The sequence below is a fragment of the Amycolatopsis sp. NPDC003676 genome (assembly GCF_053587275.1).
Window position 1 is genome coordinate 1 of the sequence record NZ_JBSFNS010000106.1, and the last position, 21,097, is coordinate 21,097.

Genomic DNA, 21,097 nt, shown 5'->3' on the forward strand with positions numbered 1-21,097 from the left:
TTGCTCTTTTTTTTTGGGTGGGCCCCCCCTATGCTTTTTTTTGCTGCGGGTTGGGGGTTGCTTGTCAAGGCATCTTTCCCGCCTTGACAAGCACCCCCAGACCGCAGGGACGCTTCATATCGGGGTGCGGGGGTGGGGCTGGGTGCCTCGAACCTTGGGTGCACCGGTGCGGTTTGTTGGTGGGTGGGGCTAGCGCCCCAATGCCACATTGGGTGCATGAGACGCACCCAATGTGGCATTGGGGCGCATCGCGGCGGGGTGGTGAGCGGGTCGTCTGTGAAGGGCTCCTTGAGGGAATCTGGTTCCGTGAGGGGCCCCTTGAGGGAATGGCTGTCCGTGAGGGGAACCCCTGAGAGACTCCAAGTCCGTGAAAGTTCCCCTCACGGACACCTCAGCGGCCCGGCAGGCGCCGCAGCAGTTTCATGCTCACCGTCATGAATCGGGCCCACACGGAACCTGGCACTCCCTTGGGCGGTCGCAGTCCCATTCCTCGCTGCACGGCGATTGACTGCGGTTCCGTGTACTTCAGCAGGCCTTCCGCGCCGTTGCGGCGTCCGGCACCGGATTCCTTCATGCCGCCCATGGGGACGCCGACCGTTCCGAAGGTTGCTGCGTAGCCCTCGTTCACGTTGACCGTTCCGGCCTTCAGGCGTGCGCCGACTTCCCAGCCTGCTCGGCCCCTTCGCGTCCATACGCTCGCGTTCAGGCCGAACGGGGTGTCGTTCGCTCGCTCGATCGCGTCCGTGACGTCACTGAACCCGTAGATCGACACCACCGGGCCGAAGGTTTCCGAGGCGAACGGGGTCATTCCGGGGCGGACGTCCGTCAGCACCGTCGGCTCGTAGAACAACGGGCCGAGGTCCGGTCGGGGCCGTCCGCCGGTCAGTACCTTCGCGCCCTTCGCCCGGGCGTCTTCCACGTGCGCGGACACGGTTTCCAGCTGGCTCTTCGAGGTCAACGACCCCATCCCGGCGTGGTAGTCCAGCGAGCCGCCCAGCCGCAACGCGGCCGTCCGCGCCACGAATTCGCGGGTGAACTCCTCGCGGATGCTGTCGTGCACATAGATCCGCTCGACCGAGACACACAGCTGGCCTGCTGACGAGAAGCACGCCGTGACCGCGCCTGCTGCGGCTTTGGGGATGTCCGCATCCGGCAGCACGATCATCGGATTCTTGCCGCCCAGTTCGAGCGAATAGCTGGTGAGCCGCTGTGCGATCCGGCCTGCCAGGTCTTTGCCGGTGGGGGTGGAGCCGGTGAAGCAGAGGTAGTCGCATTCCTCCAGGAGCGCGTCGCCGATTTGCGAGCCTCGGCCCAGCACGATCTGCCACAGGCCTGCGGGCAGCCCGGCTTCCTCGGCCAGTTCCTGCAGCCACAGCGCGGACAGCGCGGTCTGGTTGTCCGGTTTCTGTACTACCGCGTTTCCGGCGGCGAGCGCCGGGAAGACGTCCATCGCGGTCAGCGCGAGCGGATAGTTCCAGGGCGAGATGATGCCGACGACGCCCTTGGGGTGCCGCAGTTCGCCCGCGCGGGTCAGGCCCGGGATCACGCCGGGCGCGCGGCGCGGGGAGAGGATCTTCGCGCTGTGTTTGCCGTAGTAGGCCGCGACCAGCACAGTGGCGCTGACCTCGTCGAACGCGTCGATCCGGGCCTTGCCTGCTTCGACCTGGACCAGGTCGAGGACTTCCGCTTGGCGCGCGAGCACCAGGTCGTGCAGGCGCAGGAGGAACTGCTGCCGCCGGGTCACCGGCAGGGCTGCCCACTCGCGCTGGGCCTCGCGGGCCGAGGCGAAGGCGGCGCGTACTTCGGCGTCGTCGGCCTGGGGGAGCGAGGTGATCGGCTGTCCGGTGAAAGGCGCGGTCATCTGCACGGGCGCGTTGTCGGCGCCGCCGGTCACGCGGGCTACCAGCGCAGCCGCGCGGGCCGCGGACGGAGCGCCTGCCACACCGCCGACGGTCGCGGGCAGGGGCTGGCCGGTGAGGTTCGCCGGGGTCGTACTCGTCATCGAGCGCACCTTCTTCCGTGCGGGGCCGGGTGTTACCGACGAGTACACCATACCGGCGGTATGGAAACTAGTCGCCCGAATACAGCAGCACGGCGATCCGCTTCCACTCCTCCAGCAGTTGACGGCGCCGGCGCGGGTCGCCGCCCAGTTCGGCGTCGAGGGCGAGGCCTCGGGTGAGGTTGACGGTGAGCCAGAACAGCATCTCCGCGCGCTCTTTCGGCAGGTCGCCCGCGACTTCGCTGATGTGTCCCAGCGTCGCCCGGCCCAGTGCGCGGTCGACCGGGCGGATCGCGGCGCGCAGTTCCGGCTCGGTGCGGGCGGCGACCCACAGCTCGGTGACCGCGGTGGAAAGCGTGCCCGAGTAGCCCTCCCACAGCAGGTCGATCGCCGCCGCGACGCCGGACGCGCCGCCCGGCAGCGAGCCGAGCGAGGCGGCGAGCTGGGTGCGCAGCTTGGTGGTGAGGTGCTCGACCGCGGCGGCCATCAGCTCCGCCTTCGTGGCGAAGTAGTGCTGCACCGCGCCCTTCGAGACGCCCGCGCGGGTGCAGATCTCCTGCACCGACGCCCGCGAGTACCCGATCTCGACCAGGCAGTCGATCGTCGCGTCCAGCAGGGCGGTGCGCGTCTGCTCGCGGCGTTCGGCCTGGGTGCGGTGTCCCCGGGCGACCTCAGTCATCGCAGCTCCTGCTTTACGTACCGGACGGATGGGATGTACATTCCGCTCAGAACTTACCTGCCAAGCGTCATGTTTTCCAGTTCGCGGGAGGCCCAGCCGTGCCGTTGCAGACCCAGAAGAGCTCGTGGAGCACCACCGAACTCGAGGACCTCCGGGAGCTCGCCCGGTCGTTCCTGCAGAAGGAATTCGTGCCGAACCAGGAGCGCTGGGCGGCGGAGAAGAAGCTCGACCGGGAAATCTGGACCAAGGCGGGCGAGCTCGGCCTGCTGTGCCTGTCGATCCCGGAGGAGTACGGCGGGGGCGGCGGCACGTTCGCGCACGAGGCCGTGCTGTACGAGGAGCAGGCTCGCGCCGGGGACAGCGCGTGGGGCGTCACCGTCCACAGTGGAATTGTCGCGCACTACATCCTGGCGTACGCGTCGGAGGAACGCAAGCGCGAGTGGCTGCCGAAGATGGCCACCGGCGAGATGGTCGGCGCGGTCGCGATGACCGAACCGGGCACTGGTTCAGACCTCCAGAACATCAAGACCCGCGCGGTCCGCGACGGCGACCACTACGTCATCAACGGCGCGAAAACCTTCATTACCAACGGTTTCCACTCCGACCTCGTCGTGGTCGCGTGCAAGACCGACCCGGACGCCGGCGCGCAGGGCGTCTCGCTGATCGTGGTCGAGACCGACACCCCGGGCTTCCGCCGCGGCCGCGTGCTCGACAAGGTCGGGCTCAAGGGGCAGGACACCGCCGAGCTGTTCTTCGACGACGTCCGCGTGCCCGCCGCGAACCTGCTCGGCGACGCCGAGGGCCAGGGCTTCATCCAGCTGATGCTGCAGCTGCCGCAGGAACGGCTGATCATCGCCGTGACCGCGGTCGCCGGCCTGGAAGCCGCGGTGAACCTGACCATCGACTACACCAAGGAGCGCACGGCGTTCGGCCGTCCGATCTTCAACTTCCAGAACACGAAGTTCAAGCTCGCCGAGGCGGCGACGGAAGCCGCGGTTTCGCGCGCGTTCCTCGACCAGTGCATCGAACGGCACCTTCGCGGCGAACTCGACGTGCAGGGCGCGGCGATGGCGAAACTCTGGACGACCGAGCGGGTGAACAAGGTCGTGGACGACTGCCTGCAGCTGTTCGGCGGCTACGGCTACATGACCGAGTACCCGATCGCGCGGGCCTGGGCGGACGTGCGGATCTCGCGGATCTTCGGCGGCACCAGCGAGATCATGAAGGAAATCATCTCCCGCACGCTCTGAAATCTGTTGCTGCGAAAGGACTTACCTGTGAAGCAAGGTCCGCTCGCCGGGCTGCGGGTGGTGGAGCTGGCCGGGCTCGCGCCGGCTCCGTTCGCCTGCATGATCCTGGCCGACCTCGGCGCCGACGTGATCCGCGTCGACCGCGCCACCCCGGGCTCCGACGTGCTCGGCATCCCGAACGACCCGCTTGCCCGCGGCAGGCGTTCGGTCGGCGTGAACACGAAAACGCCCGAGGGCGTCGAAGTGGTGCTGAAGCTGGCCGAAAGCGCCGACGTGCTGATCGAAGGCTTCCGGCCGGGCGTCGCGGAGCGGATGGGCATCGGCCCGGAGCAGGTGCACGCGCGCAATCCGCGGCTCGTGTACGGCCGGATGACCGGCTGGGGCCAGGACGGTCCGCTCGCGTCGGCGGCCGGGCACGACATCAACTACATCGGCGTCGCCGGCGCGCTCGACCCGATCGGCCGGGCAGGCGAACGCCCGGTGCCGCCGCTCAATCTGGTCGGCGACTTCGGCGGGGGCGGCTTGATGCTCGCGATGGGCGTGCTGGCCGCGCTGCACGAGCGCACGACGTCCGGGCGAGGGCAGGTCGTGGACGCGTCGATGGTGGAAGGCGCGGCGTTGCTCACCACGAGCCTGCACGGGATGCGCGCGGCAGGCGTGTGGCCGGGGGAGCGCGGCGAAAACCTCCTCGACGGCGGTGCCCCGTTCTATGACACGTACGAGACCGCGGACGGCAAGTACGTCGCCATCGGCGCGATCGAGATGCGGTTCTGGGCCGATCTGGTGAAGGTGCTCGGGCTGGAGAACGAGGACCTGCCGATGCACGTCGACCAGAGCCAGTGGCCGCGGCTGCGCAAGATCCTGGAGGAAGCGGTCGGCCGGTTCACGCGCGACGAACTGGTCGCGCGGGCGGAAGGCACCGACGCGTGCCTCACCGCGGTGCTGTCGCCGTGGGAGGCCGCCGAGCATCCGCAGAACGCGGCGCGCGGAACGTTCGTGGACATCGGCGGCACAGTGCAGCCCGCGCCGGCGCCGCGATTCGACCGGACGCCCGCCGCCACGCCGGAAGCACCGCACGAGAAGGGCTCGGACACCGCGGAAGTGCTGGCGGAGCTGGGTTATGACGACGCCGGGGTTTCGGCGCTGCGGGAGGCCGGGGCGATCTTGTGAGTGTTGGCCTCGACGCGGCCGCTCCAGACCGCCGGAGGTCGGTACCGGCGAAGGCTGATCGACGCGGGTTCGTGCCGGGCGAAGGCTCGGCACGAACCCCGAGCGGCCGCTGTCACGCCGGCAGATCGGTCCGGATCACTGAATAAAGGATGTGATCGCGCCACTGTCCGTCGCGGAAGTCGAACCCGCGCAGGATCCCTTCGCGGGTGAATCCGGCCTTCTCCAGCGAACGCTGCCCGGCCCGGTTGCCGACCTCCGTGCTGGCTTCGACGCGGTTGAACTGCGTGTGCGCGAACAGGTAGCGCACGAGTTCCCGCTGCGCCTGCGCGCCGAGGCCGTGCCCGCGCGCCTCCGGCAGCAGGACCATGCCGATGTTCCAGCAGTAGGTGTGCGGGCCGGTCCGGGTGCGATGCCAGGACACGAGCCCGAGCGGGCGTTCGTCGAGCGTGGGGACGAGCATGCCGTTGTCGGTGGTCAGCATGCCGTTTTCGCGCCAGAGCCGCCGGATGTAGCCCGGGTCGTGCCAGCCGAACCACTGGTGCTCGCCGACCGTCTCCGGGTCGTTGGTCAGCGCCTCCAGCAGACCGAGATCGGACTCGCGCACGGGGCGGAGAGTCACTGCGCCGTCGTCCATCGGCGGAGCCTACCGGGGCGCCGTCCGGGACTTGATCACCCGTTGGTGACCGGTGTCACCCGGCCGTGAGCTTTCTGGCTGGATCGGGGCCTGCGACGGGCCATTCCGCCGCGCCGTCACTACAGTGGGAGCCGACTCTGCCGAGGCGGGGCCGGCGTCCGACCGGACGCCGGGTGAGCGGAGGGGAACGAAGCCATGTCGAGCGGCCTGAAGAAGATCGTCGTGATCGGAGTGGTCGCGCTCGTGCTGTTCTTCCTGATCACGCAGCCCACCAACTCCGCGGCCTTCGTGCACCGCGTGCTCGGCTGGCTCAAGGACGGCGCCGAAGCGATCGTCACCTTCTTCAAGAGCCTCTTCGCCTGACCCGCTCTTTCCCTTCGCCGGGACGCCTCCGCGCGTCCGTCCGGCCAACCAGTCACGCATCGTCACCGGATCCCGGGATTCGGGCACTTCGCTCGACCATCCGGGTGGATTGGCCCCTGAAACCTCCTGGTCACGGAATTTCCGGGGCCGGGGGTATGGCGGAGAAAGCAGGTGCCGCCCTACGGTGCTCACATTGCGTGATCAGCCGGTTCTCCGGTCCCCCGGGAACCGGGTCACGGCGGGTATTCGGCCCGGTCACGCGTGGGGTGCCAGTCGTGGACGCGCAACGGGGCAGGCGGTCGAAAGGCCTGCCCGTCGGGGACCGATGAGGAGGCAGGGATGACCGGAGATCCCGGAGTGGACGCGTTGATCCGGCAGTGGTCGGCCGAGCGCGAGAAGACCCCTGAGGAGCAGGAGGTCGATCGCATCGCCTCGGCCTGGCTGGCCGACGCGCCGGCCGCTCCGCCCGGCATTCCCGGCCAGCGCGCCCGGTCCGGACCCGCCCGCTGGGCCCCGGTCGAGGCCGCCGACCCCGGCTACCTCGACGCGATGCGCGCCCGGCTGCCGGAGGTCCCAGAAGAGTTGCTCGTCGCCGCCGCGGGCTGGTGGCAGATGGTCGGCGACGTCGCCGAAGCGCAGCAGTGGTGGGACGCCGGAATCAGCCCGCTGGACCAGCGAGCCCTGGACTACCGGGCGGCCGGTCTCGCGCCGTCCGACCTGGCCCGGCGGCTCGGCCCGATGACGGTGCTGCAGCATCTCCGCCGGGGCAGCGCGCCCGCGTGGTGCGTCGCTCGGCTGGCGCGGCAGCAGAAGCCCGCCTGACCGTTCTCGCGCAGCTCGCGCGGCGAAAGAAGAAGCCTGTTTGACAGCTGTGTTGCCTGGTCGGCGAATCGGCCAGGCAACACGGCGAGACGCCCGTCGCGGTGCGGTGGAAGCACTCCTTTGCTCGGGAGCGCCTAAGCCGCATGCGGCGGACGTTTTTCTTTGCCGGTGTTTTCTTCGACGGTGTCGCCTGGCCGCGGCCGGACACCGCAGCAGCGGTCGATGCGCGGCGAAAGTCTGGTCGGCGAGACCGCGCGGCCGGTGGGCGATCCGCAGTGGTGTCGCTTGGACGGCGGCGGAAGTTCCTTGCAGCGTGGCTCGTCGGCGAATTGCGGTGGTCGCCCGGACGGCGATGGATGTTTCTTGTCGCGTGGCCGGTCGGCGATCCGCGGTGGTGTCGCTTGGACGGCGGCGGAGGTTTCTTGTCGCGTGGCCGGTCGGCGATCCGCGGCGGCACAGCCTGAACGGCGGCGGACATTCCTTCGGCCAAACCCGCCCCCGGCATGGGGCTAGTGGGGTTTGTGTGGCGGCGGCCGTCCACCTGACGGAACCCGGATTACCCGGCTGGGTGAACCGGCGTGGCGGGGGCCATGGCGATGCGTGCGTAACGCTAACCTGCGCGGGCTCGTTGAGTGTTGCGAACCCCAAGCCATGCTGGAGGACCGGAGTTTCGTGCCCGCCACCGGACAGACCCCCGACACCGCGCCGACCGGGGACGAGACCGCAGCTCCCGTTGCCGCCCCCTCGCCCGCCCGCCGCGGTCACGGCGCCGCGCTCGCGGTGCGGCTCGCCGTCGTCGTCGCGGTGCTCTCGGTCGCGGGCGGCGGGGTCTGGATCGTCACCAGGGCCGCCGCCCCGGCGGCCAGTCCCACCACGACCGACATTCCGGCGCTGAGCGTCAAGGCGGTCGACGTCAAGCCGGGTTCGATCGCGCCGGTCAGCGCCGTCGCCGCGGGCGGGGCGGCGGACCAGGGCACGGCACCGCAGTCGGCGCGACCGACCGGCGGCGACCCGCTGCAGAGCTGGGCGGACAAGGTCGGGCCGGCCACCGGCATCCCGGCCCGCGCGGTGCGCGCGTACGGCAACGCGGAACTCGCGATGCGCGAGGTCGACCGCGGCTGCCACATCTCCTGGGCGACGCTCGCCGGCATCGGCCGCATCGAGTCCAACCACGGCCAATACGGCGGAGCGGTCCTCGGCGCGGACGGCCGCCCGTCGAAGCCGATCATCGGCGTCCCGCTCGACGGCTCCTCCGGCGTCCGCGCGATCAGCGACACCGACGGCGGCCAGCTCGACGGCGACCCGGTCGCCGACCGCGCGGTCGGCCCCATGCAGTTCATCCCGGGCACCTGGCGGAAATGGGCGTCCGACGCCACCGGCGACGGCCGCGCCGACCCGCAGCAAATCGACGACGCCGCCCTCACCGCCGCTCGCTACCTGTGCGCGGGCGGCCGCGACATGGCCAGCCCGGCGGGCTGGTGGGCGGGGATCCTGTCGTACAACAACTCGACGGAGTACGCGCAGAAGGTCTTCGGCCTGGCCGACGGTTACGCGAAGGCGGCGCAGAAGGCGCAAGCGGGCTGACCTTCCGGCTCCGCGCCGCTTCGTCCTCGCAGCCTCCGCACCCGACTCGGCTCGGCTGAGGACCGCCCCAATGCCGCATTGGGTGCGTCAGACGCACCCAATGCGGCGTTCGGTGCGTGGCATGCACCCAACGCGGCATTGGGGCGGTTGATCCGGAGCTGACCTGCGGAGCCGTCCGGACGCAGCGGCCGGTGCGCCGGGTGGGGCCCCGGTCACGACCTCGCCGCCTCTCAGCAACGCTTCCTCGCGCCAGTGCTAGCGTCGATACCGTGCCTGCAGATCCCGGCCCGGCCGTGTCCCCGCTCGGGCGCCGGCTCATGATCGTCGCCACGAGCGTCGTGAGCCTGGCGTTGTGCTGCGGGCTGGCCTGGTGGCAGTGGGACCGGTTCACGTCCGCCACCGGCACCTTCCAGAACCTCGGCTACGTGCTGCAATGGCCGCTTTTCGGGCTTTTCCCCGCGTTCATGTTCTGGCGCATCAAGAAGCTGCGCGAACGCGAAGAGGAAGCCGCCGACCAGCCCGCGCCAGCGCCGGCTCCGGTTCGCGTGCCCGCGCCGCGACCGGCCGCGGCTCCCGTCGAAGAAGACGACGAACTCGCCGCCTACAACCGCTACCTGCGCGAGCTCAACGCCCGCGACCAGCAGTCCTGAACGCCCGCGGAAGTGAGGACGCTCCCATGACGACCAGCACCGACGGTGCCGCCCCGACCCGCCAGTCGAAGGTGTCCGGCTCGCTGACGCGGTTCCGCGCCAGCGCGTACGTGACCGGCGTCGGCCTGCTCGCCCTGTGCGCCACCATGATCATCGAGTACGGCTTCGGCAACGCGACGCCCGCGCAGGTGTACTCGCCGATCCACGGCGTGCTCTACATGATCTACCTGGTGCTCACCATCGACCTCGCGATCAAGGCCCGCTGGTCGATCAAGAGCACCGTCCTGGTCCTGCTGGCCGGGTGCGTCCCGTTCGTGTCGTTCGTCGTCGAGCGCCGGGTGACCCACCGCGTGCAGGCCGGGCGCGACGTCTTCTGAGCAGTAAAAAAACCGCGGCGCCCGGAAGTCCGGGCGCCGCGGTTTTTTCGTGCTCAGCGGGTCAGGAGCCGAAGCCGATGCCGGTCAGCGACCGGACCTCCATCTCCGCGTGCTTGGCCGGGTCGCCCTTCGAGCGGCCGACGAACGTGCCGATCGCGCCGCACAGGAACGACACCGGGATCGACACCAGGCCCGGGTTCTTCAGCGGGAACCAGTGGAAATCGATGCTCGGGAAGATCGAGTCCGGCGCACCCGACACCACCGGCGAGAACAGCACCAGCACGACGCACGCGATGAGCCCGCCGTAGATGCTCCACAGCGTGCCGGTGGTGTTGAACCGCTTCCAGAACAGCGAGTACAGCAGGGTCGACAGGTTCGCCGACGCCGCCACCGCCAGCGCGAGCGCCACGAGGAACGCGATGTTCTGCCCGTTGGCGAGGATGCCGCCGACGATGGCGAACACGCCGATCACGACCGCGGTCAGCCGGGCGACCCGGATCTCGTCCTCCGGCTCCGCCTTGCCGCGCTTGATGACGTTCGCGTAGACGTCGTGCGCGAACGAGGCGGACGCGGTCAGCGTCAGCCCGGCCACCACGGCGAGGATCGTCGCGAACGCGACCGCCGAGATCACGCCGAGCAGCACCGTCCCGCCCACGTGCAGCGCCAGCAGCGGCGCGGCCGAGTTCTCGCCGCCGGGCGCGGCCTTGATCTCGTCCGGTCCGACGATCGCCGCCGCGCCGAAGCCGATCACCAGCGTGCACAGGTAGAACACGAACATGCACGCGGTCGCCCACACCACCGAGCGGCGCGCCTCGCGGGCGTTCGGCACGGTGTAGAAGCGCATCAGCACGTGCGGCAGCGAAGCGACGCCGAGCACCAGCGCCAGCGACAGCGACACGAAGTCGAGCTTCGTCGTCCCGTTCTTGCCGTAGGACCCGCCGGGGGAGAGCAGGTCCTTGCCCATCGGGCTGTGGTCGGTGGCCGCGCGGAGCAGGCTCGAGAAGTTGAAGCCGTACTTGCCCATCAGGAACACGGTGATCAGCGACGCCGCGGTGAGCAGGATGGTGGCCTTGATGATCTGCACCCACGTGGTGCCCTTCATGCCGCCGAGCAGCACGTAGGAGATCATCACCAGCCCGACCACGGTGATCACCAGCGCCTGGCCCCACTTGGAGTGGACGTCCAGCAGCAGCGCGACCAGGCCGCCCGCGCCCGCCATCTGCGCGAGCATGTAGAAGAAGGAGATCACCAGCGTCGACGTGGCCGACGCGGCGCGCACCGGGCGCTGCTTCATCCGGAAGCTGAGCACGTCGCCCATGGTGAAGCGGCCGGTGTTGCGCAGCAGTTCCGCGAGCAGCAGCAGGTCGACGAGCCACGCGACGAGGAAGCCGATGGAGTAGAGGAAGCCGTCGTAGCCGTTGATCGCGATCGCGCCGGCGATGCCGAGGAACGACGCCGCGGACAGGAAGTCGCCGGAGAGCGCGACGCCGTTCTGCCGTCCGGTGAAGGCGCTGTCGGCGGTGTAGTAGCCCGAGGTGGACGACCGGCGGTTGCCCGCGCGGTAGACCACGAACAGGGTGATCGCGACGAACAGCGCGAACACGCCGGTGTTGATCAACGGGTTGCTCGCCGAAGCTCCTTCGGCGAGCGGAGTGGTGGTCACTGAGGGGTTCCTTCCGTGACGGCGTTCTGCGCGCGGAGCTCGGCCGCGCGCGGGTCCATCTCGCGGTCGGCGAAACGGACGTACAGCGCGGTGATCGCCGCGGTGGTGACGAACTGGCCGAGGCCGAGCAGCATGCCGACGTTGACCAGGCCGAAGACCGGCGTGCTCATGAAGTCGCTCGCGTAGGCGGCGAGCACGACGTAGACGAGGTACCAGACGAAGAACCCGATGCTCATCGGGAACACGAACCGGCGGAAGCGGCTGCGCAGCGAGCGGAACTGGGGGCTGCGCTGGATCTGCTCGTAGTCCGGGCCGCGCTTGCGGCGCCTGCCGCGCGGGGCGGCGTCGCCTCCTTCGCGGTCGAACAGCGCGGGCATCTGGCCGGTGTCCTCGGCCGAGGCGGCCGGTCCGGTGGTGCGCGCGACGTTGTGCATGGCTGCCTCCGGCAACTTGCGCGGTGGATGGCGCCGGGCGGCGTTCGAGAAAGCGCCCGGATCGCCCTTGCGGACTGGGAGGCGGCCATAGTAACGACGCCGCCGGAACGCGGAAAAAGCCGGTTCGCGAGGGCACCGGAAATTCCTTTTCGCCCGGGAAATAGCGCGAAACGGCGCGTCCGGGCAGATCACAGGCTGATCACTCGGAATAGTGAGCACCCGTGTCACGGGGAGTTGCCGAGAGTGGTCCGGGTTGCGGCAGATGGCGGAGTGACGGGCCGGTCAAGATCCAATACGGTGACCGGTCGTAGCCGCCGGGCGGGGCGGCCGCTCCGCTTCGGCGGGCAGGTCCGCGGCCGGGCGGGGATTCCCAGGCAGAGAAGGGAGGCTGGCAAAAATCACCGGGTCGAGCGGCGCGTCGCTGCATCTCCACAACATCGGGTTCAACTTACGGGTGCACCCACCCGATGGGGGCACGGAGCGTAGTCCCATCGAGGGTGTCGCTTACCCTGTGTGGGCTAATCGGGTGACGGCCGGACGCCCGGGCCGAGAGCGCCGGGTAACCGGAATTCCCGCGCCGGGCGTTCCTTGTCGAATCGACGCCTCCGAGTTCCCGCGTTCCGACTATTTTCCCAGGTCAGCACCCCGATGTGGAACGCAATAACGCGGGCGGCGATTGGTGTACGATTCTTTGGCCCCAGCCGCCCGCAGCGATCGATAAGGCGCAGACAAGTTGATCTCGACCACCGCCGTGCAGTCCGCAAGTTGCGTCGTGCACGTGCATAGTCCCGGGAAGCCGATCGTCTCCCGGACCGGTGAAGGATCGACAAGGTCGTGCCCGCCCCCGGTCGGACGCGCGGGCAGGCGGACCGCGGGGCTCCGCGCCGGGAGCGCAGTGCGCGCCGGGAGCGGACAGAGCCGCGGGAACCGCCGACTGGCCGCCACGACGCCGGACAGGGAGTCACTTTCGTGACCGTTGCAGGAGAAGGCCAAGTGCCTGTGGAGAAGCTGCTCGGCCGCCCGCCCAAGCGGCCGCGCTGGACGTCGGGCTGGCGGGCGGCGTTGCGCTGGCGGGACTGGAGCCTGCCGGTCAAGCTGTCCGCGGTCACCATCGTCCCCATCGTGCTCGCGCTGGTCCTCGGCATCACCGCGATCGCGGGCCAGGTCTCGCGGTCGAGCGACTACCAGCGGATCGACCGGCTCGTCGGGCTGAGCACCCAGCTGCGCGCGCTCACCGACGGGCTGCAGCGCGAACGCACCCAGACCGCCGCCCAGCTCATCGCGGGCACCTCGGGCGTCACCCCCGAACTGAAGGCCGCCCGCGCGGCCACCGACGCCGCGGTCGCGCCGTTCACCGAGGCGGCCGCCCGGGTCGGGGCCGACGGCTCGAGCGTCTCCGGCGCGGTGAACTCGGCGACCGCGCAGGTCAACGAGATCGCGGTGATCCGCCAGCAGGTCGGGGCCGGCCTGCTGAACGCGGCCGAGGCGGTCGGCGACTACAACGCCGTCACCAGCGCGCTGATCGGCGCCGACACCGCGGTGTCGGCGGGAGCGAGCGCCGACGCGCTCGGCAGCACCCCGAGCGCGCTGCACGACCTCGAGGCCGCCAAAGAACAGGTGTCGGTCACCCAGTCCCTGGTGGCCTACGGCATCTCCGCCGGCACGCTCACCCCGCAGCAGCTGAGCGACGTGCGCGACGCGGAACTGCGGTTCGACGACCGCGTCGCCGACTTCAACGCCGCCGCCACCGCGCCGCAGCGCCTCGACTTCGAGAGCACGCTCAAGCCGGACACCTCCTACGACCGCAAGCGGATGCTCGGCACCGTGCTCGGCGGCCAGGGCGTCTCCACCGACGACGCGCTCAAGCGGATCTCGCCGCAGGAGTGGAACAACGCGTCGAAGGCGGTGACCTCGCAGCTGACCGAGGTTTCCGGCCGGATGAGCACCGACCTCACCGCGGCGTCGTCCGGATTGGTCGAGGACGCGGGCAGCAGCGCCGGTCTGCTGGCCGTGCTGCTGTTCGCCGCGCTCGCCGCCGCGGCTGCGGTCGTGTTCGTCATCGCCCGCCAGCTGCTGCGCTCGCTGAAGGTCCTGCGCCGCAGCGCGCTGGACGTCGCGGAGAAGGACCTGCCCGAGGCGGTCCGCAACATCCAGGAGGGCCGCGCGCAGAGCATCGAGGTCGAGCCGGTGCCGGTCCAGGTGCAGGACGAGGTCGGCGAGGTCGCGCGGGCGTTCGAGAAGGTGCACAGCCAGGCGCTGCGGCTCGCGACCGAACAGGCCGCGATGCGCGCCGGCTACTCCAGCGTGTTCGTCAACCTGTCGCGGCGCAGCCAGAGCCTCGTGCAGCGGCAGCTGCAGCTGATCGAGCGGCTCGAGCGCGACGAGGAAGACGCCGACCAGCTCGCCACGCTGTTCCAGCTCGACCACCTCGCCACCCGGATGCGGCGCAACAACGAGAACCTGATGGTCCTCTCCGGCGCCGAGCCGGGCCGCCGTTCCGGCCAGCCGGTCCCCACGCACGACGTGCTGCGCGCCGCGGTCTCGGAAATCGAGCAGTACCAACGGGTTTCGGTGCAGCACCCGCCCGCGGTGAAGATCGTCGGGTTCGCCGCGAGCGACGTCCAGCGGCTCATCGCGGAGCTGCTGGACAACGCGACCGCGTTCTCCGCGCCGGAAACCCAGGTGACGGTCGCGACGCGGCTCGCCGAGGACGGTTCGCTCAACGTCGACATCCTCGACAAGGGCATCGGCATGAACGAGTACGAGGTGGTGGAGGCCAACGGCCGGCTCACCGACTCGGGCTCGGTCGACCTCGCGACCTCGCGCCGGATGGGCCTGTTCGTGGTCGGCCGCCTCGCCGGCCGCCACCGCATCGGCGTTTCGCTGCACGGCGGCAAGGACATCGTCGGCGTGCGGGCCACCGTGGTGGTCCCGCCGGAGCTGGTGATGACCGGCCTGGCCACCGTGCCGGGCGACCGGTCGGAGCCCGGCGCCCTGCCCGGTCCCAAGGCGAGCCTCGCCGCCCCGCCCGTCGCGCCGGGCGGGCTGCCGCGGCGCCAGCGTTCCACCAACGGGTCGGCCGTGCCGGGTCTCGTTCCGCAGCAGGGCAGCAACTCCGAGGAAACCCAGCGCTGGCCGTCGGCAGGCGATCTCGCGGGCTTCTCCGGGGACAAGGTCGCGCGTCCGCCGTCCGACCTCGAGGTGTCCGGCACCGCGCTGTTCAGCCCGATCCCGCGCGACGACGACACGCCCGCCCCGCCGCCGCCCGCGCCGAAGCTGCCGCAGACCGTCGACGTCCCGCCGCCGCGCCCGGAGCCCGAACCGGAACCGGCCGCGGAAACCCGCGACGAGCGCGACGGCGAACTGCCCTCGGGCAAGGACCTCTTCTCCGCGGCCAACGCGACGACGCTGAGCGACTGGTGGAACCAGGCCGCGCAGCAGGTGCCGGAGGTCCCGCCGCCGTCCGCGGCCGAGACGACGATCGAGAACACGCCGATCTTCGACGAGATGCTGTCGGCCTGGTTCCGTTCGCCCGCACAGCCTCCGCCCGCGGCCGCTCCGGCTGCTTCGTCCGCGGCGTCGGCTCCGGGCAAGGCCGCGGAACCGGAAGCGGACGAGGAACAGCAGCAGCGCAACTGGGATTTCGCGAGCGACGAAAACTGGCGGACAGTGCAGGCACTGTCCCAGGTGGAGCCGAACTCGTTCACCAAGTCGGGCCTGCCCCGGCGCCGCCGCGGCGAACAGCTCATGCCGGGCAGCGCCGCGCCGGAACCGGCGGTGCCCCCGGCCGAAGCGCCGGGCAAGGGCCTCCTGGACCTCCCGGTCCGCGATCCGGCGGACGTGCGGGGGCGGCTGAACAGCTTCCAGCGCGGCGTCACGCGCGGCCGGCAGGAAGTGCGTGGGACGGAGCCGGAAACCACTGGCGGCACCGCGGATTCCGGTGCCGCGGGTGTCGCGGACACCTCAAGTGCCACGACGTCGCCGGAGCGGGCTCGCGCCCACGACGCGGCGACCCGGCGGCGGCAGACGGTCGCGGGCGCGTTCGGCGTTCCCGCGGACCAGAACCGTCCCGGCGGGATGCCGCAGCGCACCCCGGGTTCGGCCGCTTCGTTCGGCGGCCAGCCGGGTTCCGGCGCGACGGACGCGCCCGCCGGGTTCGGCGGACGTCCCGCCGACGCGGACTCGCCGGACGAGACGGCCCCCGTCCCGGCCGTGCCCCCCGCGTTCGACCCGGACGGCGGATGGCCGCGCCAGCCCGCCGCCGAGCGCACGGAACTGCCCGCGCCGCAACCGAACCGGGGCGTCCGGCCGGACAAGCCGGACAACCTGCCGACGCGTCGCAAGGGCGCGAGCAGCCTCCCGCCCGCTCCGCCGACCGCCGACCCGAACCAGGTCCCGGCGGCCGTGGCCGGGCTCGAAGCCGCGGTCTCCGGCACGGGACAGACTCCCGCGTCGCAGGCGGCCCAGGCTTCGGCGAACGGCCAGGCCGCGGCGCCGGAGAAGACGGACAGCCCTTCGGGGAACGGACCGGCTGCTTCGCCGCAGGGCACCGACCAGACCTCGCTGTGGGGCACGCCCGCGGAGAACCCGGTGCCGGGCAAGGCTTCGCCGTTGACGACGTGGCGCAGTGCCGCGCAGTCCCCGGCCGTCGCACCGAACCAGCCGACGGAGAACGCGGCGCAGTCCGGCACGACGGCGGACCAGTCTCCGGCGACTCCGGCCGCTTCGGCTTCGGCTTCGGCGCAGGGACTGGCCGGGGGACTGGGCCAGACCCGGGTACCGGGCCAGAACCTCCCGGGCCAGCCCGGAACGCCGGGGTCGGCCGTGTCGCCGGGTCAGGCCGGAACGCCGGGTCAGGCCGCGTCGCCGGGCCAGGACGCATCGCCCGGACAGACCGGAACGCCGAGCCAGCCCGCTTCGGCGGGACCGGCCTCGGCACCGGCCAAGACCGGGTTGTGGGGTCAGCCGCTGGTGCCGGGACAGGCCCCGTCGCGGCAGTCCTCCGCCGGACAGGACGCGCCTCCGGCGTCGTCAGCGCCCTCCGCGCCGGCCGGTTCCGACGGTTCGGCGAGCCCCGCCCCAGATCCTGCCGAAGCTACCGCTGAGTGGAACTTCGGTTCCGACGAAGGGTGGCGGACAGTCCAGTCGGTGTCCCAGTCGACACCCGCGTCCTTCACTTCGGCAGGATTGCCCCGGCGCCGCCGGGGCGAGCAACTGCTTCCCGGCAGCGCACCGCCGCCCGCCGGGTCGGCGAGCCCCCGTCCGTCCCGCGACGCGCACGACGTGCGCGGTCGCCTGAGCAGTTTCCAGCAGGGGATCCAGCGCGGCAGGCACCGCACCGCGCAGGCCGCTGAGACGAACCACGAAACATTGGAGGGTGAATGACCTCGCCGAATGCGGCTCAGCCGCAGCAGAACCAGTTCGGCTGGCTGGTGAACGACTTCGCCGACCGCGTCCCGGGCGTCGCGCACGCGGTCGTCGTGTCGGCCGACGGTCTTCTGCTGACGGCCTCCAACCGGCTGCCGCTCGACCGCGCCGACCAGCTCGCCGCCGTGGCGTCCGGGCTCGTCAGCCTCACCCAAGGCGCCGCCCGGTGCTTCGAGGCGGGCTCGGTGCGCGAGACCGTCGTCGAGATGGAACTCGGCATCATGGTGCTGATGTCCATCAGCGACGGCTCCTGCCTGGCGATCCTCGCCGCGCCCAACTGCGACATCGGGCAGGTCGCCTACGAGATGACCATGCTCGTCGACCGCGTCGGCCAGATCCTGACCCCCGAGCTGCGCGCGCAGCTGCAGGGCGCCGGGGGCTCGCTGATCGGCGAACCGGTGGGATGATGGCGCGATGAGCCAGGGGTCCGGATTGTTCGGCGAAGAGCCCGGTACCGGCGGCGAACCCCCGCGCGGGGAGGAGCCCGCCGCCGGGGACGACGGCACGTTCGCCGACGTCCTCAACGGGTTCAGCCTTGATTCGGGCCGCTCGCGCAGAAAACGGAAGAAGAGCGGCAAAGAAACGAAGGAATCCCAGTCCCCAGCGCCGCCCGCCGCGGGAGCGCACGCGGCAGCGGACCCGCCGCCGGCACCTGTGCCGCCGGCCGACCAAGGAGATGGTGTGACCTCTCTCGTCTCTCCACCGGGCAGTACGGACTCCGACGGCCCCAGACCAGGCGGGCTCTTCGACCCGGGGCCGCCGAGCGGCGAGTTCTCGATGCCGTCGGCGATCGTCCGCCCCGAGCGCCACGATCGGGTGGACCCGGCCGAGGAGACGTCGATCGTGCGCCCGTACGCTCTCACCGGCGGGCGCACCCGGGCGAACTACGCGCTCGAACTGGAGACTCTGATCTCCACCAAAGACCATGTCGCCGCGGGGGGCTTCCCCCAGGCGGCGGCGGAACAGATCGAGAGCATCTCGATCATGGAATCGTGCCGGACCCCGCGTTCGGTGGCGGAGATCGCCGCGGTGCTGTCAGTGCCGCTGGGGGTGGCACGGGTGCTGATCAGCGACGCGGCCGACGCCGGCCTCGTCACCGTGCACCGGACGATCTCGGGCCAGGACGGCGCCGAAGCACACTTGATGTTGATGGAAAGGGTTTTGAGTGGACTCCGTCGGCTTTAAGGCACCGCGGGAAACCGCGCCCCCGACCATGACATCGGCGAAGATCGTGGTGGCGGGCGGCTTCGGAGCGGGCAAGACGACCTTCGTGGGTTCGGTGTCGGAAATCGTTCCGCTCACCACCGAGGCGATGATGACCGACGCCAGCCGCGGCATCGACAACCTCGACCAGACCCCGTACAAGACCACCACCACGGTCGCCATGGACTTCGGCCGCGTCTCGCTCGACGCGGACCTGATCCTCTACCTGTTCGGCACGCCCGGCCAGCAGCGGTTCTGGTTCATGTGGGACGACCTCGTGCGGGGTGCTATCGGGGCGGTCGTGCTCGCGGATACTCGGAGGTTGGCGGACTCGTTCGCGCCGATCGACTTTTTCGAGGATCGCGGGCTGCCGTATATCGTTGGGGTTAATACGTTTGACGGTGTGCTGGAGCACGACATCAATGATGTGCGTGAGGCGCTGTCTATTGACTCGAGTATTCCGATTGTGCGGTGTGACGCTCGGGAGCGGGAGTCGACCAAGCAGACGCTGATCACGTTGGTCGAGTATGCGATGCGGCAGTGGATCGCGTTGCGGGCGGCTAAGGCGCATCAGTAATTTTGGCACCGGCTCCGCCGTCGCGGGCGGGATCGCCTTTAAGTCGGCGTGTGGAGGGGCAGTGCACCCGGCCTGGGGGCCGTGCACACTGCCCCTCCGCACGCCGACGCGATCCCGCGTTGTGGTTGGGTGAGTGGTCAGCGCTTCGTGCGGTGCCGGAGTAGTACGACGGTGTTGTCGAAGGTGCGGGTTTCTACGAGCTGCAATTGCACGCGGTCGGCACCTTCGGCGAAGGGGCGTTTGTCGCCGCCCAGGATTACTGGGTGGATGCAGACCTGGTACTCGTCGATGAGGCCTCGGCGGCCTAGTTCCGCAGCCAGGGCGTAGCCGCCCATCACGATGATGTCGCCCTCTGCGGTGGCTTTGTGTTTGGCGACTTCTTCGGTCAGGTCGCCGTTGGCGACTGTGGTGTTCCAGTCGGCCCTGGTCAGGGTGCGGGAGAAGACCAGTTTCGGTTTTTCCCGCCAGATCGGGGCGAAGGCCAGGTCGTGGGGGTGGGTTGAGATGGACTCCACGTCCGGCCAGTAGCTCGACATCAGTTCCCATACGCGGCGGCCGTAGGCGAACATTCCGGCGCGTTTCGACAGTTCGTTCGCGTAGTTCGAGAGTTCCGGGCCCATGTGGGGCCAGTCGAACTCTCCTGCGGGGCCTTCGACGCAGCCGTCCAGTGAGGTGTGGACGAAGAAGATCAGGTCGGCCATGGCGGGCTCGCTTCCTTGATGAGTACAGGTCACCAAGGGGTCGGAGCCGTCATGGCTGCCTGGACATGGGGTGCGGAGAAAGTCAGTACTCGTCGTGGCGGCGCCACCAGCTGCTGGGGGCGTCGGTGCCGCGGGACTCTTCTTCCCAGGCCTCTTGGCGGCCGAACGGGGTGACGTCTAGGTATCGCAGCGTGCTGATGAACTGGTCGCCGCCGCGGCCGTCGGTGAAGTAGGTGCGGTAGACGTCGTCGCCGTCGCGGAGGAACACGCTTACGCCGAAGCCGCCGTCGATGCCGCAGTCTGCTGGGAAATCCGTGCCTGCGGCGGAGGCCCAGGGGATCGTCCAGCCCATCTTGGACCAGTACCGGTCGATCTCCGGTGCGGTCGCGGGGGCTACGACCTTGAGGGTTACGTCGCGGGCGTTCAGGTGGGCTGGGTGGGCCATGTTGTCGACCAGCAGCGAGCAGCCGGGGCAGCCCACTTCGTCGCCGGGGTACAGCATGAAGTGGTAGACGATCAGCTGGCGGCGGTCGTCGAAGAGGTCCAGCAAGCTTTGAGTGCCGTTCGAGGTGGTGAATTCGTACTGCTTCGGGAATTGGACCATGGGCATTCGGCGGCGTTCGGCGGCCAGCCGGTCAGCGGCGCGGGTGTGTTCTTTTTCCTTGCGCAGCAAGGATTCGCGGGCGGTGGCCCATTCTTCCGGGGAGACGACGCGGGGGAGTGCGGTGGTCATTTCATTTCCTCCAGGATGCGGTCGAGATCTTCGAAACCGGACTGCCAGCCGTCGCTGTGTCCGTCGCGCTCGGCTTCGTTCGGGAACGGAGCCTGATGGAATGTCATCGAGGTTTTCCCTGCCAGCTCGGCGAAATCGATGGTGACGAGCGTTTCGCCGACTTCGTCTTCCGGGTGCTGCCAGCGGAACGTGAACACGAGCCGGGACGGGGCCGCGACTTCGCGGTAGGTGCCGGACACCCGGCGGTCGACGTCGTGTTCGGTGCTGGTGATCCGGCTGTGCCAGGCGCCGCCAGGGCGCGGGTCCGTGCGGGTTTCGGACGCGACGACGCCGTGCGGGCCGAACCAGGCGGCCAGGTGTGCGGGGTCGGTCCAGGCTCGGAACACCAGCTCTCGCGGGGCGTCGAAGACCCGCACGATGGTCAGCTCGCTCATTCGGTCCCCTCCTGAAGCTGCCGCAGGTGCTCGTCCAAGCGGTCGAAGCCGGTTTCCCAGAAGTGGCGGTACTCGGCGACCCAGCCCGCGACGTCCGCCAGCGGTGCGGCTTCCAGGCGGCACGGGCGCCACTGGCGGGTACGGCCGCGGCTGATCAATCCGGCTTGTTCCAGCACTTTCAGGTGCTTCGACACGGCTTGCAGGCTCACCTCGAACGGCGCGGCCAGCTCGTTGACGGTGGCCTCGCCACGAGTCAGGCGGGCGAGGATCGCGCGGCGGGTCGGGTCTGCCAGTGCGGCGAAGGTGGTGCTCAGCTGGTCTGTCGGCATCGGTGCTCAATCACTTGGTTAATTAACTGATGAGTTGAATATAGCGACCCTGTCAACCCTTGAGAGCC

20 protein-coding genes are annotated in these 21,097 nt (G+C 70.1%); 11 read left to right on the forward strand and 9 right to left on the reverse strand.

Features of this window, described 5'->3' with window-relative positions; all coding sequences use genetic code 11:
* Window positions 1-391: 391 nt before the first annotated feature.
* Both ACWDNU_RS36860 and ACWDNU_RS36865 read right to left on the reverse strand, forming a co-directional pair.
* Window positions 392-2,002: a succinic semialdehyde dehydrogenase gene (locus tag ACWDNU_RS36860; protein WP_449672265.1), complete on the reverse strand. Its 1,611-nt coding sequence runs from the start codon at window positions 2,000-2,002 to the stop codon at window positions 392-394.
* Between the two features lie 67 nt (window positions 2,003-2,069).
* Complete coding sequence (locus ACWDNU_RS36865; protein WP_449672266.1) at window positions 2,070-2,678, reverse strand: TetR/AcrR family transcriptional regulator; 609 nt, start codon at window positions 2,676-2,678, stop codon at window positions 2,070-2,072.
* A 98-nt stretch (window positions 2,679-2,776) separates the two neighbouring features.
* Here ACWDNU_RS36865 and ACWDNU_RS36870 point away from each other — a divergent pair, with 98 nt between their 5' ends.
* Complete coding sequence (locus ACWDNU_RS36870) at window positions 2,777-3,928, forward strand: acyl-CoA dehydrogenase family protein (RefSeq protein ID WP_449672267.1); 1,152 nt, start codon at window positions 2,777-2,779, stop codon at window positions 3,926-3,928.
* Between the two features lie 27 nt (window positions 3,929-3,955).
* Window positions 3,956-5,098 carry a CaiB/BaiF CoA transferase family protein gene (locus ACWDNU_RS36875; RefSeq protein WP_370938998.1) on the forward strand — a complete coding sequence of 381 codons (1,143 nt, stop codon included), beginning with the start codon at window positions 3,956-3,958 and terminating at the stop codon, window positions 5,096-5,098.
* Window positions 5,099-5,210: 112 nt separating this feature from the next.
* Here the strand turns inward: ACWDNU_RS36875 and ACWDNU_RS36880 are convergent, their stop codons facing one another.
* On the reverse strand, window positions 5,211-5,732 hold the full coding sequence (locus tag ACWDNU_RS36880) for a GNAT family N-acetyltransferase (RefSeq protein ID WP_449672268.1): 522 nt from the start codon (window positions 5,730-5,732) through the stop codon (window positions 5,211-5,213).
* A gap of 195 nt (window positions 5,733-5,927) precedes the next feature.
* Here ACWDNU_RS36880 and ACWDNU_RS36885 point away from each other — a divergent pair, with 195 nt between their 5' ends.
* The 5 genes from ACWDNU_RS36885 (at window position 5,928) to ACWDNU_RS36905 (ending at window position 9,528) form a co-directional block, all read left to right on the forward strand.
* Window positions 5,928-6,095, forward strand: coding sequence for a hypothetical protein (locus ACWDNU_RS36885; protein ID WP_449672269.1), 168 nt, complete (start codon window positions 5,928-5,930; stop codon window positions 6,093-6,095).
* Window positions 6,096-6,434: 339 nt separating this feature from the next.
* Entirely contained in the window at window positions 6,435-6,917 is a 483-nt protein-coding gene (locus ACWDNU_RS36890) for a hypothetical protein (protein ID WP_037713183.1), read from the forward strand.
* 651 nt (window positions 6,918-7,568) lie between these two features.
* Window positions 7,569-8,501 (forward strand): lytic transglycosylase domain-containing protein, encoded by a 933-nt coding sequence (locus tag ACWDNU_RS36895; protein WP_449672270.1) that lies wholly within the window; start codon window positions 7,569-7,571, stop codon window positions 8,499-8,501.
* Between the two features lie 317 nt (window positions 8,502-8,818).
* Entirely contained in the window at window positions 8,819-9,151 is a 333-nt protein-coding gene (locus ACWDNU_RS36900) for a hypothetical protein (RefSeq protein WP_370940522.1), read from the forward strand.
* Window positions 9,152-9,177: 26 nt separating this feature from the next.
* Complete coding sequence (locus ACWDNU_RS36905; protein ID WP_344267793.1) at window positions 9,178-9,528, forward strand: DUF3817 domain-containing protein; 351 nt, start codon at window positions 9,178-9,180, stop codon at window positions 9,526-9,528.
* Between the two features lie 61 nt (window positions 9,529-9,589).
* On the opposite strand, the gene ACWDNU_RS36910 is transcribed toward ACWDNU_RS36905, so the two are convergent.
* Together ACWDNU_RS36910 and ACWDNU_RS36915 are read right to left on the reverse strand one after the other, a co-directional pair.
* Entirely contained in the window at window positions 9,590-11,191 is a 1,602-nt protein-coding gene (locus ACWDNU_RS36910) for a solute symporter family protein (protein WP_449672271.1), read from the reverse strand.
* Complete coding sequence (locus tag ACWDNU_RS36915) at window positions 11,188-11,625, reverse strand: DUF485 domain-containing protein (RefSeq protein WP_370938993.1); 438 nt, start codon at window positions 11,623-11,625, stop codon at window positions 11,188-11,190. The genes ACWDNU_RS36910 and ACWDNU_RS36915 overlap by 4 nt, the downstream gene beginning before the upstream one ends.
* Before the next feature lie 993 nt (window positions 11,626-12,618).
* On the opposite strand from ACWDNU_RS36915, the gene ACWDNU_RS36920 reads away from it, so the two are divergent.
* From ACWDNU_RS36920 to ACWDNU_RS36935, 4 genes are read left to right on the forward strand one after another with little or no spacing between them, the layout of a single operon-like run.
* Entirely contained in the window at window positions 12,619-17,010 is a 4,392-nt protein-coding gene (locus tag ACWDNU_RS36920; RefSeq protein ID WP_449672278.1) for a nitrate- and nitrite sensing domain-containing protein, read from the forward strand.
* Window positions 17,007-17,459 carry a roadblock/LC7 domain-containing protein gene (locus tag ACWDNU_RS36925; RefSeq protein WP_037809909.1) on the forward strand — a complete coding sequence of 151 codons (453 nt, stop codon included), beginning with the start codon at window positions 17,007-17,009 and terminating at the stop codon, window positions 17,457-17,459. The genes ACWDNU_RS36920 and ACWDNU_RS36925 overlap by 4 nt, the downstream gene beginning before the upstream one ends.
* Before the next feature lie 7 nt (window positions 17,460-17,466).
* Window positions 17,467-18,237, forward strand: a complete 771-nt coding sequence (locus ACWDNU_RS36930; RefSeq protein ID WP_344267783.1) for a DUF742 domain-containing protein — start codon at window positions 17,467-17,469, stop codon at window positions 18,235-18,237.
* Window positions 18,218-18,832 carry a GTP-binding protein gene (locus ACWDNU_RS36935; RefSeq protein ID WP_093574469.1) on the forward strand — a complete coding sequence of 205 codons (615 nt, stop codon included), beginning with the start codon at window positions 18,218-18,220 and terminating at the stop codon, window positions 18,830-18,832. Before ACWDNU_RS36930 ends, ACWDNU_RS36935 begins: the two co-directional genes overlap by 20 nt.
* Window positions 18,833-18,969: 137 nt before the next feature.
* On the opposite strand, the gene ACWDNU_RS36940 is transcribed toward ACWDNU_RS36935, so the two are convergent.
* From ACWDNU_RS36940 to ACWDNU_RS36955, 4 genes are all read right to left on the reverse strand, one after another.
* On the reverse strand, window positions 18,970-19,533 hold the full coding sequence (locus tag ACWDNU_RS36940; protein ID WP_449672272.1) for a dihydrofolate reductase family protein: 564 nt from the start codon (window positions 19,531-19,533) through the stop codon (window positions 18,970-18,972).
* Window positions 19,534-19,615: 82 nt separating this feature from the next.
* Window positions 19,616-20,266: a DUF899 domain-containing protein gene (locus ACWDNU_RS36945; RefSeq protein ID WP_449672273.1), complete on the reverse strand. Its 651-nt coding sequence runs from the start codon at window positions 20,264-20,266 to the stop codon at window positions 19,616-19,618.
* On the reverse strand, window positions 20,263-20,700 hold the full coding sequence (locus ACWDNU_RS36950; RefSeq protein WP_449672274.1) for an SRPBCC family protein: 438 nt from the start codon (window positions 20,698-20,700) through the stop codon (window positions 20,263-20,265). The genes ACWDNU_RS36945 and ACWDNU_RS36950 overlap by 4 nt, the downstream gene beginning before the upstream one ends.
* Window positions 20,697-21,029 (reverse strand): ArsR/SmtB family transcription factor, encoded by a 333-nt coding sequence (locus tag ACWDNU_RS36955; RefSeq protein WP_116205990.1) that lies wholly within the window; start codon window positions 21,027-21,029, stop codon window positions 20,697-20,699. The genes ACWDNU_RS36950 and ACWDNU_RS36955 overlap by 4 nt, the downstream gene beginning before the upstream one ends.
* Window positions 21,030-21,097 lie beyond the last annotated feature (68 nt).